Origin of the sequence: Nocardia sp. NBC_01499, assembly GCF_045040275.1 — a bacterium.
Lineage (GTDB): Bacteria > Actinomycetota > Actinomycetes > Mycobacteriales > Mycobacteriaceae > Nocardia.
The window spans coordinates 1,775,740-1,791,366 of the sequence record NZ_CP109426.1 but is presented as its reverse complement, the minus strand read 5'-3'; the positions used below and the strand labels follow the sequence as shown (position 1 = coordinate 1,791,366).

The 15,627-nt window shown below is 66.3% G+C and carries 16 protein-coding genes; 10 read left to right on the top strand and 6 right to left on the bottom strand.

The features are described 5' to 3' along the window. The first annotated feature begins 268 nt into the window (after positions 1–268). Positions 269–1,558: an IS256 family transposase gene (locus OG203_RS08090; RefSeq protein ID WP_405167794.1), complete on the top strand. Its 1,290-nt coding sequence runs from the start codon at positions 269–271 to the stop codon at positions 1,556–1,558. Positions 1,559–2,218: 660 nt separating this feature from the next. Here OG203_RS08090 and OG203_RS08085 read toward each other — a convergent pair. After that, positions 2,219–2,482, bottom strand: coding sequence for a helix-turn-helix transcriptional regulator (locus tag OG203_RS08085; protein ID WP_405165052.1), 264 nt, complete (start codon positions 2,480–2,482; stop codon positions 2,219–2,221). A gap of 314 nt (positions 2,483–2,796) precedes the next feature. On the opposite strand from OG203_RS08085, the gene map reads away from it, so the two are divergent. Both map and OG203_RS08075 read left to right on the top strand, forming a co-directional pair. Continuing rightward, positions 2,797–3,564, top strand: coding sequence for a type I methionyl aminopeptidase (map, locus tag OG203_RS08080; protein ID WP_405165051.1), 768 nt, complete (start codon positions 2,797–2,799; stop codon positions 3,562–3,564). 808 nt (positions 3,565–4,372) lie between these two features. Then, positions 4,373–4,522 carry a hypothetical protein gene (locus tag OG203_RS08075; protein ID WP_405165050.1) on the top strand — a complete coding sequence of 50 codons (150 nt, stop codon included), beginning with the start codon at positions 4,373–4,375 and terminating at the stop codon, positions 4,520–4,522. Positions 4,523–4,767: 245 nt separating this feature from the next. Here the strand turns inward: OG203_RS08075 and OG203_RS08070 are convergent, their stop codons facing one another. After that, positions 4,768–5,487 carry a glyoxalase gene (locus tag OG203_RS08070; protein ID WP_405165049.1) on the bottom strand — a complete coding sequence of 240 codons (720 nt, stop codon included), beginning with the start codon at positions 5,485–5,487 and terminating at the stop codon, positions 4,768–4,770. Positions 5,488–5,599: 112 nt separating this feature from the next. Between OG203_RS08070 and OG203_RS08065 the strand changes: the two genes are divergently transcribed. Together OG203_RS08065 and OG203_RS08060 are read left to right on the top strand one after the other, a co-directional pair. After that, positions 5,600–6,148: a PadR family transcriptional regulator gene (locus OG203_RS08065; RefSeq protein ID WP_405165048.1), complete on the top strand. Its 549-nt coding sequence runs from the start codon at positions 5,600–5,602 to the stop codon at positions 6,146–6,148. A 24-nt stretch (positions 6,149–6,172) separates the two neighbouring features. Next, positions 6,173–6,553 (top strand): PPOX class F420-dependent oxidoreductase, encoded by a 381-nt coding sequence (locus tag OG203_RS08060; protein WP_405165047.1) that lies wholly within the window; start codon positions 6,173–6,175, stop codon positions 6,551–6,553. 66 nt (positions 6,554–6,619) lie between these two features. Here OG203_RS08060 and OG203_RS08055 read toward each other — a convergent pair whose 3' ends face one another. Together OG203_RS08055 and OG203_RS08050 are read right to left on the bottom strand one after the other, a co-directional pair. After that, positions 6,620–8,011, bottom strand: a complete 1,392-nt coding sequence (locus OG203_RS08055; RefSeq protein ID WP_405165046.1) for a metallopeptidase TldD-related protein — start codon at positions 8,009–8,011, stop codon at positions 6,620–6,622. Next, positions 8,008–9,537, bottom strand: a complete 1,530-nt coding sequence (locus OG203_RS08050) for a TldD/PmbA family protein (RefSeq protein ID WP_405165045.1) — start codon at positions 9,535–9,537, stop codon at positions 8,008–8,010. Before OG203_RS08050 ends, OG203_RS08055 begins: the two co-directional genes overlap by 4 nt. A 159-nt stretch (positions 9,538–9,696) precedes the next feature. Here OG203_RS08050 and OG203_RS08045 point away from each other — a divergent pair, with 159 nt between their 5' ends. Then, entirely contained in the window at positions 9,697–10,416 is a 720-nt protein-coding gene (locus OG203_RS08045; protein ID WP_405165044.1) for a TetR/AcrR family transcriptional regulator, read from the top strand. Here the strand turns inward: OG203_RS08045 and OG203_RS08040 are convergent, their stop codons facing one another. Then, complete coding sequence (locus OG203_RS08040; RefSeq protein WP_405165043.1) at positions 10,417–11,184, bottom strand: sulfite exporter TauE/SafE family protein; 768 nt, start codon at positions 11,182–11,184, stop codon at positions 10,417–10,419. A 109-nt stretch (positions 11,185–11,293) separates the two neighbouring features. On the opposite strand from OG203_RS08040, the gene OG203_RS08035 reads away from it, so the two are divergent. Next, entirely contained in the window at positions 11,294–12,466 is a 1,173-nt protein-coding gene (locus OG203_RS08035) for a sensor histidine kinase (RefSeq protein WP_405165042.1), read from the top strand. Between the two features lie 11 nt (positions 12,467–12,477). On the opposite strand, the gene OG203_RS08030 is transcribed toward OG203_RS08035, so the two are convergent. Further along, positions 12,478–12,861: a hypothetical protein gene (locus OG203_RS08030; protein WP_405165041.1), complete on the bottom strand. Its 384-nt coding sequence runs from the start codon at positions 12,859–12,861 to the stop codon at positions 12,478–12,480. 14 nt (positions 12,862–12,875) lie between these two features. Between OG203_RS08030 and OG203_RS08025 the strand changes: the two genes are divergently transcribed. The 3 genes from OG203_RS08025 (at position 12,876) to OG203_RS08015 (ending at position 15,559) form a co-directional block, all read left to right on the top strand. Then, complete coding sequence (locus OG203_RS08025; protein WP_405165040.1) at positions 12,876–13,535, top strand: response regulator; 660 nt, start codon at positions 12,876–12,878, stop codon at positions 13,533–13,535. Positions 13,536–13,711: 176 nt separating this feature from the next. Further along, positions 13,712–14,413, top strand: a complete 702-nt coding sequence (locus OG203_RS08020; protein ID WP_405165039.1) for a TetR/AcrR family transcriptional regulator — start codon at positions 13,712–13,714, stop codon at positions 14,411–14,413. Between the two features lie 9 nt (positions 14,414–14,422). After that, a complete protein-coding gene (locus tag OG203_RS08015; protein ID WP_405165038.1) occupies positions 14,423–15,559 on the top strand; it encodes an FAD-dependent oxidoreductase in 1,137 nt (378 codons plus the stop codon). The last annotated feature ends 68 nt before the right edge of the window (positions 15,560–15,627 follow it).

Sequence of the window (15,627 nt, the reverse complement as noted above, 5' to 3'; positions counted from 1 at the left end):
ACCCGGGCCGCGGCAGAGAAGGTCGGGTACCCCACCTGACGCGCTCAGCACTACTCGGGCATCCCACGGACGGCCGGAAACCTTGGGGGAGTACACCCTTGGACTTCTCTCAGCACTCGATCCTGGGCGGGTATACCAAGAGACATCCGTCAAGGTGGACCGTCCCAGGTGTTTACCGAGCAGTGCTGGGCGCGTCGCCTGCGGTACCGGGACTGTAAGAACAACGGTGTAACTCCGAAACAAGGAGTGGCACATGAACTCTGATGTGATGGCCGTCGATGTGGTCGATACTGACTCGGTGGCCAGACCCAGGAAGGCGAAGTCGTCGGTGGTGGATGCCGAGTTGGTAGGCCAGCTCGTGGCCCAGGCCCGCGCGAGCGGGCTGCAGTTGACCGGCGAAGACGGGCTGCTGGGGCAGCTGACCAAGATGGTGGTCGAGTCCGCTCTGGACGGGGAGATCACCGATCACCTCGGCTATGACCACGGTGACCCGGCGGGTCGTGGAACGGCTAACTCCCGCAACGGAACCCGATCGAAGACGATAGTGACCGATGTCGGTCCGGTCGAGATCGATGTCCCGCGTGACCGCGACGCCAGCTTCGAACCGCAGATCGTGCGTAAACGCCAGCGTCGATTGAACGGGGTGGAGAACATGGTGTTGTCGCTCTCGGCCAAGGGCCTGACTCATGGCGAGATCTCGGCGCATCTGCGCGAGGTCTACGGCGCCGAGGTGTCCAAGCAGACGATCTCGACCATCACCGACAAGGTCATCGACGGCATGACCGAATGGCAGAACCGGCCCCTGGACCGGGTTTATCCGGTGATCTTCCTGGACGCGATCCATGTCAAGATCCGCGACGGGAAGGTCGCCAACCGGCCGATCTACCTCGCGTTGGCCGTCACGGTCGAGGGCGGCCGCGAGATCCTCGGGCTCTGGGCCGGTGACGGCGGTGAAGGCGCGAAGTTCTGGTTGCAGATCCTGACCGAGCTGAAAAACCGTGGTGTCGATGACGTCTGCATGCTCGTCTGCGACGGGCTCAAAGGACTACCCGAAGCGATCGGGCAGACCTGGCCGGCCGCGGTCGTTCAGACCTGCATCGTGCACCTGCTGCGCGCGTCGTTCTCCTACGCCGGGCGCCAGGACTGGGCCGTGATCGCCAAAGCCTTGAAACCGGTCTACACCGCCGCGACCGAAGCCGCGGCGTTGGAACGGTTCTACGAGTTCGCCGAGGCCTGGGGCACGAAATATCCTGCTATCGTGCGGCTTTGGGAAACCTCGTGGGCCGAGTTCACTCCGTTCCTGGCCTTCGACACCGAGATCCGGCGCGTTATCTGTTCCACGAACGCGATCGAGTCGGTCAACGCTCGTATCCGCCGCGCGGTCCGCGCCCGCGGCCACTTCCCCAACGAGCAAGCCGCCCTCAAATGCGTCTACCTCGCGGTCATGGCCCTCGACCCCACCGGAGACGGCCAGAAACGATGGATCACCCGATGGAAAGCCGCGCTCAACGCCTTCGATATCACCTTCGAAGGCCGACTCACCGCCGGACGAAAATAGTTCAATCAACCCGAGTTACACCGTTATCTGGACAGACCCGCGGTACCCGGCTGTAGTTATCAGTCAGGCGCGCGGGGTGGGTGTTCCAGCGTGGTCATCTGGCTGTGGTTGCGTCACAAACGCTTTCGACAAGAGGTGGTCGTCGTGTGGCGGTATGGAGGGGGTCTCACAGAGCGGGCATGCCTGTCACAGGGGGTTGAGCCTTTGTGAGAGGTATGCACGCCCTGTGGGTCCGGCGTGCGAGCTTCGTTGGGGTGAATCAGGCGTCGATCAGCAGCGCTACTTGAGGCTCCGCCTCGAGCCCGGATCAGAACCGAGGCCGGGCCGGACGAGGGCCTCGGCGTCGAGGTTGAGTCCGAACCCGGGTTTGAGCCCGAGGTTGCGTCCGGACCCGGGGCTGGGCCCGGACCAGAGCGTCGGTGTCGAGGATCTGCACCCTTACTTGGGATCCGCAATGGGGTTGTGGGCGCCTAGAGAGGGTGCAGATCCCGTGTTGGGGTGCGGATCCTGCTGATGGGGGCTGGTTTCAAGATCATGGGGAACTGGTGGCGGGGGCTTCTCGAACTTTGCCGCCACCAGTTCCCCATGATCTTGGTCGGGTGGTGGGGGTCAGCGCTGGCGGGGCGGGGGGATGCCCTGCGGCCGGTTCGGGTCAGGTGGTTAGGCGGATTCGGCGAGGCCTGCTGCGCGCCAGGTGTCGGCGAGGTCCTGGAGGGGGAGGTCGAGGGTGAGGCTCAGGGCTACTACGGTGCCGAAGGCAGGGGAGGGGAGGCGGCCGGTTTCGATTTTGCGGAGGGTTTCCGGGGAAATGCCTGCTGAGCGGGCGACTTCAGTGAGGTCGCGGTCGGCTCGGGCGGCGCGCAGGGCGGTGCCGAGGCGGCGGCCTGCGTCGATTTGAGCCGGGGTCAACGGGAGACGGACCATGTGGTCAGGGTATTGGTGGTATTTAAATACCGCAAGTGGCGACGTTGGAGCGGGTGGGCTGGGATGCATCGACGCGTCGGTTCGGGTCGTACCGCCTGTCTGGCGGCTCGGGTGGGTATTTGGTTTCGATGATCAGGCCTGGTCACCGGCATTTAAACATGTACTTACGTAGATATGCGCATCAAAATATGTGATCTTGTTTCAGTCGTGAGGGCTTGTGGTCGTGCGGAACGCATCGCTTTGGATGGACGGGATTGGTATTAAAATACCGAGTGGGCTACGGTGGTATTAAAATACCTAACTAGGGAGTACTCATGGTGGAGTTGAAGTCGCCGGGCGAGATCGAGCGGATGCGGGTCACGGGCCAGTTCGTGGCCGAGGTGCTGGGGGAGTTGCGCGAGCTTGCCCGCGTCGGGGTGAACCTGTTGGAGCTGGAAGCCCATGTGCGCGAACGGATCAAGCGTCGCGGCGCGGAATCCTGCTACTGGGACTACTCCCCGTCCTTCGGTCGCGGCCCGTTCCGCAACACCGTCTGCCTATCGGTCAACGACGCTGTCCTGCATGGACTTCCGTTCGACTACGCACTACGCGACGGTGACGTACTGACCATGGACCTCGCCGTCGGCATCGACGGCTGGGTGGCCGATTCGGCAACCACCATCGTGGTCGGCACTGCGGAGGAAGAAGACCTGCGCCTCGTCCGCGCGACCGAGGACGCACTCGCCGCCGCGATCGCAGTCGCTTTGCCTGGCAACCACATCGGCGACATCTCGGCCGCGATCTCGGCCGTCGCCCATGACTACGGCTACCCGGTGAACAACGAATTCGGCGGTCACGGACTCGGCCGCACCATGCACGAGGACCCACACATCTCCAACGTCGGCCGCCCCGGCCGTGGTTACCGCCTGCGCCCCGGCCTCACCATCGCCATCGAGCCCTGGTTCGCCCGCACCACCGACCGCATCATCACCGACCCCGACGGCTGGACCATCCGCTCCGCCGACGGCTCCCGCACCGCCCACTCCGAACACACCATCGCCATCACCGACAACGGCCCCGACGTACTCACCCAGCTTCGCTGAAACCCACACCACTCACCTGATCGCCATGTCGCCACCACGGACCGGGCCCCGCCGGGCTGACCTGGGTGCAGTGAAAGGTGAACGGTTGCAACACTGTTCGTCGTGGCCGTGGCGTCATCGGGCCGCGCGTCGATGTCTGCACCCGTCGATGCTCCGTGGGGCTCACTCCGAACGCACTGTCGCGGGGCCGGGTCCGAACTGCTGGTCGGGGCGCGGTGAAACCCACACCACCGCTGTGAACGCATCTGCTCGCCGTCGCCAAGGCTGGCCCCGCCGGGCTGACCTGGGTGCAGTGAAAGGTGAACGGTTGCAACACTGTTCGTCGTGTCCGTGGCGTCATCGGGCCGCGCGTCGATGTCTGCACCCGTCGATGCTCCGTGGGGCTCACTCCGAACGCACTGTCGCGATTGCGGGGCCGGGTCCGAACTGCTGATCGGGGCGCGGTGAAACCCACACCACCGCTGTGAACGCATCTGCTCGCCGTCACCAAGGCTGGCCCCGCCGGGCTGACCTGGGCGCAATGCAACCCTGACCGGCCGCTCCGCTTGCCGTCGCCATCACGTAGGGCCGTCTTGACGCGCTGGCCGGGCGCCACGAAAGGTGAAGGTATGCAACGCCGTTCATAGAGGCACCCGGTCGCGCCGCATGGGTATGTGCACCTGTCGACGGATCCGAATGGCCAGCTCCGAACGTGTCGCCGTGGTCGGGCCCGAGGCGGTGATCCGGGTGCCGTGCAATTCGGGCCGCCCACTCGGATGGTCATCGCCGTTACCTTCACGGAGTACGGCCGTGACGTGCTGGTTCCGTCATGACGCGAAAGGCGAAGGATTGCAACGCTGTTCGGCGTGGCCGCGGTGTCGCCGGACTGCATTGGTACCTGCAACCGTGGCGACTCCGCGCGGCCCGCTCCGAAACGCACTTCGCCGCCGAGGTGCTCTGTGCGCAGTGGAAAGGCTGACGGACGCAACACAGTTCGTCGTGTCCCTCGATCTCGGCGGGCCGCGTTGATACCGCGCCCGCTGACTGCTCTGCACTGTCTACTGGAGATCTGCACCCACTCTTGGCTCCCGACCTGTTGCGGAGCCGCGAGTGGGTGCGGCTGTTTCGGTGAGGGTTGTGCCCGGCGCGGACGTGTGAACGTTGATTACCAAACGGGATCGGAGCGGGGGTGGTGGCCACCGCTCCGATGGAAAGCATTGTGGGTCAGTCGCGTTCGGACAACCAGTGCTCCAAGTCGGTTGCGACCTGGAGGTGCTTAGCGATGGCCGCGCGGTCCTCCTCGGGCAGGTCGAGTGCGGCGATCTCGGCACGCAGTTCGGTCACGCGTTGTGGATCGTCCGCTGCCACTGCTAGTTCGATCAGTTCGGCCATCGCGTGGGCTTTGTCCAGCGGTGTCGCGGTTGTGGCGAAGCGGCGTAGGCCGGACTCGAGGGCTCTGCGGGCTGCCTTGTCGTCGAGTTTGGAGAAGCGCAGGATTCGGGCGTTGTCCAAAGTTCTTTGGAGGCCTTGGAGTTCGCGGGATCCGCCGTATTCGGGGTCGGGTTCGCCGCGCATGATGTAGATGATGTTGTTGCCGACCGGGTCGACCACCGTGAATCTGGACTGGCCCGGGCGGAATCTGGTGATGCGTGGCAGGCCGCGGGCGGGTACGCGGCCGAAGCGTTCGCGCAATGCGGTGGTGAAGAGTTTGTGTAGTTCGGCTACTTCGTCGACGAACACTATGCATGCCACGTGGCATTCTTCCGCGGTGCCCTTGTCCTTCGGAGTTGGGCCGAAGTGCACGGAGTAGCCGTTGCGAGCCACTACGCCGTAGGTGTAAGGCCGGGTCTGCTCGTGGGTTACCTCATAGCCGAGTGTTTTGTAGAAGTCGAGCGTCTCGGGCAGGTCGCCACCCCACATCATCGGCACTGACACGTCGCCCATAAGGCCTCCATACCTGCGGTAATCAATTTTGACTAGCTGAGATTAGGGCAGTCTCGGTCAAGAAGTCAAGTTTGACTACTATGGTGATTTCCTATCTGAAGGAGGTTCGTCCATGTCGGCTGTGCGCCTGTTGGTGCTTGGGGTGATGCGCTTGCGTCAGCCAACCTATGGCTATGCCGTTCGCCGCGAATTACTGTCCTGGCGTGCCGAAACGTGGACGAACGTCAAGCCTGGCTCGATCTATCACGCGCTGAAACAGCTGACGCAAGAAGGGAAGCTGAGCGCACGCGGCACCGAGGGCAGCAGTGAAGGGCCGGGCCGCACGATGTTCGAGCTGACCGAGGAGGGCGAGGTCGAGTTCCGGAAGTTGATGGACGAGGCACTGGTCAGCATCGACATGGAGGAACTCGGCGCGGCCATCGCGTTCATGGACGCGCTGCCCCGCGCGCACGTCATCGAGAAGCTGCGCGAACAGCGGCGCCGCAGCGAGGAGACCCGCACCAGCCTGCTCGCGATGATCCCGAACTTCCCCGGCCGCTACGAGACCCCGCACACGCCGGACCTGCTGGAACTGTGGAGCAGCGTCTTCGGCAACCTCGCCGGCTGGACCGACGGCCTGCTGGAACGGCTGGAATCGGGCGAGTACCGAATGTCTGATTAGGTGGCATCCCGATACGCTGCCTTTATGACGAACACGCTGGGGGCCGTCGGCAAGGCCGATTACGTTCTGCTGACCACGTTCCGGAAGGACGGCACACCCGTCGGGACACCGGTGTGGGCGGTCGCCGACGCCGACAAGCTCTACGTCTGGACGGTCACCGACAGCTGGAAGGTGAAGCGCCTGCGCCGCAACCCCGACGTCACCGTGCAGCCGTGCAACGTGACGGGCAAGCCGCGCGGCGAGGTCGTCGCGGGCACCGGACGCATCCTCGACCAGGATGGCACCGATCGCGTGCGCAAGCTGCTCATGCGCAAGTATTGGCTGATGGGCCCGATCACCATTCTCGGCAGCAACCTCCGCCGCGGCAAGAAGGGCACCGTCGCCGTCGAGGTCACCCTCGCCTGAATCCGCGCACTCTCTCGGGAGCCGCACCGTCTTTAGCGCCTGGTGTGGATCCCGAGAGAGTGCGGATCAGGTTGCCTGGCTGACCGAGGACATGTGGAAGTCGGGGATTCGCAAGGGCGGCATGGCGGTTCGGGTGAACCAGTCTTTCCACTCGCGGGGCAGGGTGATCTCGGTGGCGCCCGCTTCGGTGACGCGGCGGAGCAGGTCGAGGGGACTCTCGTTGAAGCGAAAGTTGTTGACCGCGGCGGTGACTTCGCCATTCTCGATGAGATAGACGCCGTCGCGTGTCAGTCCGGTCAGGAGCAGGCTGGCCGGGTCGACTTCGCGGATGTACCACAGCGTGGTGAGCAGCAGTCCGCGTTCGGTGCGGGCGATCATCTCGTCGAGCGTTGCGTCGGAGCCGCCGGTGAGTAGCAGGTTGCCGCCGGGAACCGTAGCGGCGGTATCGAATTCGGCGGCGGTGGCGCGCGGGTAGACCAGCGATTCGATGACGCCTTCGCGCACCCAGTCGACCCGTTCGGCGGACAGGCCGTTGTCGAATACCGACATCGCCTGGGAGGACGAGGATGTCGCGACGAACGGGCGATACTCGAGCCCGATGGCAGTCGGGTCGGAGTAGAGCGTCAGCGGAATGTCGGTGAGCCGCTCGCCGATTCGAGTGCCGCCTGCCCGGGAGAACGCGGTGTGGCCCTCGTGCGCGCCACGACCTTCCATCTCCCAGTTCATGTAGATCATGAGATCGGCGACAGTCGAAGGGGGCATGAGGGTTTCGTAGCGGCCCGCCGGCAGGTCGACCTTGCGCTTGGCCCAGTCCAGCCGCCGGGACAACTCGGTGAGCATGCCTGGGACATCCACGTCGGTGAAATCGGCGGTGCCGACGCCGACCCAGGCGCTGGCGAGATCGGCTCCCTCGCCACGCTTTCCGTTGATCTCCACCGAACCGGTCGGCTGCACGAAACGGCGGCGCAGCCCGGTCGAGGTGCCGAGCCAGGTGGTGTGCACGGTGTGATGGGCGAAACCGTAGAGGCGGTCGCTACCGTCGAAGCCCTTGGACAGGTCACGGGCGAGATCGGTGAACACCTCGATGCCGGTGCTGCCGGGCGCGGCGGCCCAATCGTCGGCGGGCGCAACCGATTCCAGCAGCGGCATCGCGTCCCTGGCGGGTTCGGCGGTGCGCGCGGCTTCCTCGCTCTTGCGTACTACCGCTTCGATCTCGTCGGGGTCGACGCTGGTGGAGCCGATGGTGCCGACGCGCGCCGCATGCGGTCCGTCGCGGAAGATCGAAACGACGGCCCAATCGCGCGACACCGACGATCCATTGGTGGTCATCGAGTTTCCGGCCCACCGCAGCGACGCGTCGTGCGCGTCGGTGACGATCACCATCGCCTCATCGGCACGGGACAGCGCGAGCGCCCGCTCGACAACCTCGCCCGCGGCGATAACGGTCTGTGCGGTCATTGGCCCGCCTCCGTCCGAGTGTTGAGAATGTTGATGCCGCGCACCAGAACCGACGGGCACCCGTGACTGACCGCCGCGACCTGACCCGGTTGCGCCTTGCCGCAGTTGAACGCGCCGCCGAGCTGCCAGGTGGACGGTCCGCCGACCGCTTCCATCGCACCCCAGAAGTCGGTGGTGGTGGCCTGGTAGGCGACGTCGCGCAGCTGGCCGTCGAGCTTGCCGTCGCGGATCCGGAAGAACCGCTGGCCGGTGAACTGAAAGTTGTAGCGCTGCATGTCGATCGACCACGACTTGTCGCCGACGATGTAGATGCCGTTGTCGACCCGGGCGATGAGTTCCTCGGTGCTGGTGTCGCGCTCGGGGTCGGGTTGCAGCGAGACGTTCGCCATCCGCTGGATCGGCACGTGGTGCGGTGAGTCCGCGTAGGAGCAGCCGTTGGAGCGGTCGAGGCCGAGGCGCGGCGCGAAGACGCGGTCCAGCTGGTAACCGACCAGCACGCCGTCGCGCACCAGGTCCCAGCGTTGCCCGGCGACGCCCTCGTCGTCGTAGCCGACACTGGCCAGGCCGTGCTCCTGGGTGCGGTCGCCGGTGACGTGCATGACCGGCGTGCCGTACTGCAGGGTGCCGAGCTTGTCGGGGGTGGCGAACGAGGTGCCCGCGTAGGCGGATTCGTAGCCGATGGCGCGGTCGTATTCGGTGGCGTGGCCGATGGATTCGTGGATGGTCAGCCACAGGTTGGTCGGATCGATCACGAGATCGGTCGGGCCCGGGGTGACGGTGGGCGCCTTGACCTTCTCGGCGAGCCACTCGGGGATGCGCGCGAATTCGCCTTGCCAGTCCCAGGTTCCGTCCGCGCCGGTGACGTACTCCCAGCCGCGACCGACCGGCGGGGCCAGCGTGCGCATGGTTTCGAACACACCGGCCGAGGAATCGACCATGGTCGCCTCGAACTGCGGGTGCAGCCGGACCCGCTGCTGGGTGATGGACGAACCGGCGGTGTCGGCGTAGAAGGTCTGCTCCTTCACCTGCAGTACCGACGCGGTGACATGGTCGACGCCGTCGGAGCCGGACAGGCGGCCCGAATAGTCCTGCAGCAGTGCGACCTTGTCGGTGGTCGACACCGTGAACGGGTCGAGGTCGTAGGCCGAGACCCAGTGCACGTTGTCGTAGATCGGCTCGTCGGCGAGTTCGACCCGTTCGCGGTTGAGTGCGCGCAATGTCGTCGCCACCGTCACCGCGCTGCGGGCCACCTCCACCGCGGTCTCCGGCGTCAGCGCGGCATGCGAGGCGAAACCCCACGTGCCGTCGACGATCACACGGACGGCGAAGCCGAGCTCGGCGTTGTCGCTGATCGACTCGACCCGCCCGTCGCGCAGCCGGATCGACTGGGTGACCAGCCGATGTACCCGCAGGTCGGCATGTTCGGCGCCCGCCGCCTTCGCCGCGGTCAACGCGGCTTCGGCGAGCGCGGCCAGTGGGAGGTCGAGGAACTCGGCGTCCACATCCTTGGAAGTCGCGATGCTCACCCGGTCCAACCTAGTCGGTGCGGCCTCGCGCGTCCGCGACTGGTAAGCGCTCCGATCCATCCGAGAGCACTTGCGCCCGCCCTGATTACACGCCGTGCGAGTTTGCAGCGCATGCAAACAAGCGTGAAATGCGCAGTGGCACAGCGTGAAAGACAGGGGATGGCCGGTGGGAACGGCACGCGCGAAACCGTCGCCTACCGCGTCTGCCTCGCGAAATGCCGTACTGTGCCCGCCGTGCCGCCATCCGCCCTTCGTGACCGCAAACGCGAACGTACCCGCCGAGCCCTGCTCCAGGCAGCCGTAGAGCTTTTCGAGACGAGAGGCTATGAAGAAACGACGGTGGCCGACATCGCCGCGGTGGCCGATGTCGGGACCCGCACCTTCTTCAACTACTTCGCCAGCAAGGAAGAACTGCTCTTTCCGGAGACGGACGAGCGGGTGCGGGCCGCGGTGGCCGCGATCGGCAGTCGGCGGCCGGGGGAGCGGCCGGTCGAGGTGTTGCTACGGGCGTTGCGCGCGGCCGGGGACAATCCCGGCGAGCATCTGGTCGACGATCTGAACGCGCGGATCGCCGCGTTGCGCGCGCAGGTGTCGCGCACCGTGCCGTCGGTGAGCGGGCGGGCCGCGCACGCACAGCTGGTCGCGCAGCGTGAGATCGCCCGTCAGCTGCATATCGCGTTTCCGAACGAACTGGACGAGGTCGGCGCCGCGGCGTTGGTCGGTGCGGTCGTCGGTGCCGTGTCCGGTGCGCTCACCGTGCTGTTCCAGCAGCCGCTCAACGGCGCGGAGGACGGGGAGCGACTGCACCGGCGCATCCACGAGACGACCTCGCGGGTACTGAAGCCGTGGCTCGCCTCGCAGGTCGAAACCCGGGGCTGATCAGCCGAACTGCTGCCAGCCCAACCGAATCACCATGCCGATCACCACCACGAGCAGCACGACGCGGACGAACTTCGCGCCGTTGCGCAACGCCATGTGCGAGCCGACGATCGCGCCCGCCACATTGCCGACCGCCATCGCGGCGCCGAGCGCCCAGATGATGTGACCGGTGCTGCCGAAGAAGATCAGCGCGCCGACGTTGGAACCGCAGTTGATCACCTTCGCCATCGCGGCCGCGCGGACGAACTCGGTGCCGAGCAGGGTGGCGAAGGTGATGATGAGGAAGGTGCCGGTGCCGGGACCGAGCAGGCCGTCGTAGAGGCCGATCAGGCCCGCGGCCAGCGCGACGGTGAGGATGAACTTGCGGCGCGTCGGCGGGTGCGTGGCCAGGGTGACGCCGATCGACGGGCGCAGCGTGACGAACACCGCGACGGCGACGAGGACAACCATCACGATCGGGATGAACAGCTCGCGATCGATCAAAGATACTGCGGCAGCGCCGATTCCGGCCGTGACCGCCGCGATCGCCGCCGCGGGCAGCAGCACCCGCCAGCGTATCGGGACCTTCCTGGCGAAGGTCGCCACCGAGGCGCCGGTGCCAGCGACCGCGGCCAGCTTGTTGGTGCCGAGCGCGGTCTGCGGTGCGATGGTCGGCGCTACCAGGAACAGGGTGGGCAGGATGATCAAGCCGCCACCGCCGACTACCGCGTCCACCCAGCCCGCGGCCGTCGCCGCCGTCAATAACACCGCCCAATCACCGATCTGCACGCCGGTAGCCAAGCAGATCAGGTGTCCAGGACCAGTTAGCGGTCCAGTGTCTCGCCTGGGAGCTGTGGCGTTGTCGTTGGCCGGATGCGGGTCGCTTTAGGCTGACGTGGTGCGTCGGTTCAGTCTGTGGCTTCGCGGGAAGCCCATCGTTGCGGATTCGATGCTGGCGCTTGTCCTGTTGGTGCTCGAGGTCCTCGGCGCCACCAATGCGGAGAACAAGGTCGCTGGGCTCGCGATCGGGTTGTTCTTGCCGCTGCCCGTGGTGTTCCGGCGGGTGTATCCGCGGGCGATGGCGGTGGTTTCGCTGCTGCTCTCGTTCACCGCGACGGCGGTGCAGTATGTGGTCGGCGACGAGAAGGTCGAGCACATCACGCTGTTCAGCCTCGGCATCATGCTGTACACGTTGGTCGCCTACGTCGGGCGGCGCGACGGGCTGTGGTTCGCGATCGGACTGGTCGCCGACAGCGGTCTGTCGGTGTCGGCGGATATCGTCAAGGCCAGCGATCTCATCTTCACCGCGATGTTCTTCGCGTTGTGCTGGACGCTCGCGGAATTCATCGGGGCACGACACGCTTACGACACCGAGGTCGCGGCGCGGCTCGCGGTCGCCGACTACGACAAGGAACGCCGCGCCCACGACGCGGTTTCGTCCGAACGCACCCGCATCGCACGCGAACTGCACGACGTGGTCGCGCACGCGGTGAGCGTGATCATCGTGCAGGCCGACGGCGCGCGATACGCGCTGCGCCGCGACCCCGACGCCGCCGAACAGGCACTCGGCACGATCGCGGGCACCGGGCGCGAGGCGCTGCGCGAACTCCGCAGGACCGTCGCGCTGCTACGCACCGAACACGCCCCCGACCAGTTGCCGCAGCACGGCACCGCGGGCCTGGCGAAGGTGGTCGAGATGATGCGCGGCACCGGGCTTGCCGTCGAACTCGAGCTGACCGGCGAACTCGATGACATCGCCCCCGAGGTCAGCCTCGGTGTGCACCGCATCGTGCAAGAATCACTCACCAACACCTTGCGGCACGCCGGTCCGCACCCGAAGGCCTGGGTCCAGGTGCGCCGCCGCGACACCGACGTCACCATCGACATCTCCGACACCGGCGGCGTCCCCCTCGACGAACCCGCGATCCGCATCAAGGGCGGCGGCATGGGCCTGGTCGGCATGCGCGAACGCATCGCCGTCCTCGGCGGCACCCTGGAAACCGGCCGTTCCCCCGACGGCGCCTGGCGCGTCCAAGCGACCATCCCCCTCGAGCCCGGCTTCCCGGAGTAGTCGCCGCGCAGTCATTCGCTCGTCGCGATTGCCAGCGGATTCGTGCGCGGCGTGCGGAAGGGGGCGCGGCGTGCGAAGCGCAGCGTCCGGCCCTCGGCGTGTTTGGCGGTGCGTTCGGATTTGCCTGCCGCGCGAATGCTTGCCTGCCGCGCGAATGTTCGCTTGTTGCGCATGAGATTGTCAGCTGATTCATGTGCGTCGGGTGAGCGGGTGTGCGGCGTGCGGAAGGGGGCGCGGCGCCGGGCCATCGGCGTGCTCGGCGGCGGTTCGGACTTGTCTGCCGCGTGCGTGCCTGCTTGCCGCGCGCGTGTTCGCTCGTTGCGTGCCGAATTGCCAGCGGATTCATGTGCGGCGGGTGAGGGGGTGCGCGGCGGGTGGGGTGTGGGGGTTGGCACGTTAGATTAGGGGCGTGCCGATCACCGTTCTCGTTGTGGATGACCAGGAACTCATGCGTATGGGGCTGAAGATGGTGCTCGGTGCGCACCCGGACATCGAGGTGATCGGGGAGGCGGCCAATGGGGCGGGCGCGGTCAGCCGGGCGGCGGAGTTGCGGCCCGATGTGGTGTTGATGGATGTGCGGATGCCCGTGGTGGATGGGGTTACCGCGACGGCGCGGATCGTCGAGGCCGGGCATGGTTGCCGGGTACTCGTGATGACGACCTTCGACCTCGATGAACACGCACTCGGCGCGTTGCGTGCCGGGGCGAGCGGGTTCCTGTTGAAGGACACTCCGCCGGAGGACCTGATCTCGGCCATCCGCAGTGTCGCCGCGGGTGACGCGGTGGTGTCGCCGAAGGTGACCAAGCGGCTGCTGGATCGGCTCATCGCCGAGGATCCGGCGCGCATGCGCGACCCCGGCGTCCTCGACGTACTCACCGCCCGCGAACGCGAGGTGCTTGAGCAGATCGCCGCAGGTCGCTCGAACGCCGAAATCGCCGAGCAGCTCTACCTTTCCGAGGCCACGGTGAAGACCCACGTCGGCCGCGTACTCACGAAACTCGGTCTGCGCGACCGGGTTCAGGCCGTCGTGCTGGCCTATGAGACCGGACTGGTCCGCCCCGGCGGCTGACCGCATCCGTCCCGCCTCACCGAGATGTAGTCGGCAGTCCCGCAACAGGATGCACCAGCATTGGTGCGGTCTTCTTCGTTTGTCGATCTATGAATAGCAATGCCCTGAGCAGGTGATTCTCTGCGATTCAATCTAGCGAACTTGTTCGTAACGAACATGTTCGTTACGATGAGGGCATGCCGAGAGAGACACCTGGACCGCGAAGCCGCCGAGAGCGCCCGGCGAAACCTGCGCTGACCCGGCCCGGCATCATCGCGACAGCCGTCGAACTGATGCGGGCCGAGGGTTTGGAGCGGGTCACTATGCGACGGCTTGCTGCCGCGTTGGATACCGGGCCCGCCTCGTTGTATGTGTACGTCCGCAATACCGCCGAACTGCACGCGGCGGTCCTCGATGACATGCTCGGCGCGGTCGACCTCGCACCGGCCACTGCCGCGGGTAACTGGCAGGACCGGCTCGTGCGGGTGCTCACGTCGTATACGACGGTGCTGCTCGACAATCCAGGCCTCGCGCAGTCCGCGCTGGTCGCTCGCCCGTCCGGCCCGCGCTACTTGAATCTCCTGGAAGTAATTCTCGCGCTGCTGAACGAGGGGGGTGTGCTCGACGGGCGCGCGGCCTGGCTGTGCGACATCCTGCTGCAGTTCGCCACCGCGACCGGCGCCGAACAGGCTGCGCGAGACCGCAATACCGAGGCCGAGCAGGAAATGGACGCGCTTGCCTCGGCCATCCGGAACGCCTCGCCCGAAACCCACCCCAGAATCGCCACATTGGGCGAGGACCTACTGTCCGGGCCCGGCTCCGACCGCCTCGACTGGGGTTTCCACCTACTCATCAACGGCGCATTGCACACACCGCGCCCCACCGAAACGACCCGTTAGGGGAATGCCATGTCAGAACACCATCCCATCGCCATAATCGGCGCGGGGCTCAGCGGCCTCGTGCTCGCCCGTGTCCTGCACGTGCACGGAATATCAACGGCCATATACGAACTCGACGCCTCGCCGACCGCGCGCAACCAGGGCGGCATGCTCGACCTCCACGTGGAATCGGGTCAGGCCGCCTTGCGCGCGGCGGGCTTGTTCGAGGAGTTCCGCGCGCTCGTGCACGCGGGCGGTGAGCAAATGCGCATCATCGACAAGCACGGCACCGTCCGCATGGAAGACGCTGGCGGGGACGGCGAACGGCCCGAAATCGACCGCAACGACCTGCGCCGAATACTACTGAACTCACTGCCCGACACAACAATTCGCTGGGGCGCCAAAGTGACCGGCGCGCATGCGCTCGGCGACGGCAGGCACGAGGTGACCCTCGCCGACGGCACCACCTGCACTACCGACTTACTCATCGGCGCCGACGGAGCCTGGTCCAAGATCAGGCCGCTGTTGTCCTCGGCCACCCCCGACTACTCCGGTGTCTCCTTCGTCGAATGCGACCTACCCGACGCGGCAACTCGACAGCCCGCCACCGCCGAATTGGTCGGCGGCGGAATGATGTTCGCTCTCGCCGACCGCAAAGGCCTGCTCACGCACCGCGAAACCGACGGCTCGGTGCACACCTACGCCGCCTTCGCGGCAGCGGACTGGCTGAGCGGCATCGACTTCACCGACACCGCCGAGGCGAAAGCTGCTGTACTGCAACACTTCCAAGGTTGGGACGACCGACTCCGTGCGCTCGTCGCCGACGCCGACGGCCCGCTCGTGCCCCGCCCGATCTACAGGCTGCCCGTCGGCCACTGCTGGGACCGGGTCCCCGGCATCACGCTACTCGGTGACGCCGCCCATCTGATGTCCCCCTTCGCCGGTGAGGGCGCGAACCTCGCCATGCTCGACGGTGCCGAACTGGCTACGGCCCTCGTCGACTACCCTGATATCGAGCAGGCACTGGCCGCCTACGAACAAGAACTCTTCCCACGCAGCGCCGAACTCGCCGCCGGATCCGCCGAGAATCAGGCCTTGATGTTCGGTCCGGACGCACTGGAGAAGCTGCTTGTCCAGATGAACGCCTACCGCGAGCCGGTCGCCTGAGCGGATCTCAGCGGGCTCTCAGGCGGATTCGGGAGAAAATCGGCGCCGCCGGACGTTGCACCCAGTAG

What these genes read in the sequence shown, in the direction of transcription:
- OG203_RS08090 (WP_405167794.1), top strand. Translation starts at nt 269, where the DNA reads ATGGCCGTCGATGTGGTCGATACTGACTCGGTGGCCAGACCCAGGAAG.
- OG203_RS08085 (WP_405165052.1), bottom strand. Translation starts at nt 2,482, where the DNA reads ATGGTCCGTCTCCCGTTGACCCCGGCTCAAATCGACGCAGGCCGCCGC.
- map (WP_405165051.1), top strand. Translation starts at nt 2,797, where the DNA reads ATGGTGGAGTTGAAGTCGCCGGGCGAGATCGAGCGGATGCGGGTCACG.
- OG203_RS08075 (WP_405165050.1), top strand. Translation starts at nt 4,373, where the DNA reads ATGACGCGAAAGGCGAAGGATTGCAACGCTGTTCGGCGTGGCCGCGGT.
- OG203_RS08070 (WP_405165049.1), bottom strand. Translation starts at nt 5,487, where the DNA reads ATGGGCGACGTGTCAGTGCCGATGATGTGGGGTGGCGACCTGCCCGAG.
- OG203_RS08065 (WP_405165048.1), top strand. Translation starts at nt 5,600, where the DNA reads ATGTCGGCTGTGCGCCTGTTGGTGCTTGGGGTGATGCGCTTGCGTCAG.
- OG203_RS08060 (WP_405165047.1), top strand. Translation starts at nt 6,173, where the DNA reads ATGACGAACACGCTGGGGGCCGTCGGCAAGGCCGATTACGTTCTGCTG.
- OG203_RS08055 (WP_405165046.1), bottom strand. Translation starts at nt 8,011, where the DNA reads ATGACCGCACAGACCGTTATCGCCGCGGGCGAGGTTGTCGAGCGGGCG.
- OG203_RS08045 (WP_405165044.1), top strand. Translation starts at nt 9,697, where the DNA reads ATGGCCGGTGGGAACGGCACGCGCGAAACCGTCGCCTACCGCGTCTGC.
- OG203_RS08020 (WP_405165039.1), top strand. Translation starts at nt 13,712, where the DNA reads ATGCCGAGAGAGACACCTGGACCGCGAAGCCGCCGAGAGCGCCCGGCG.
- OG203_RS08015 (WP_405165038.1), top strand. Translation starts at nt 14,423, where the DNA reads ATGTCAGAACACCATCCCATCGCCATAATCGGCGCGGGGCTCAGCGGC.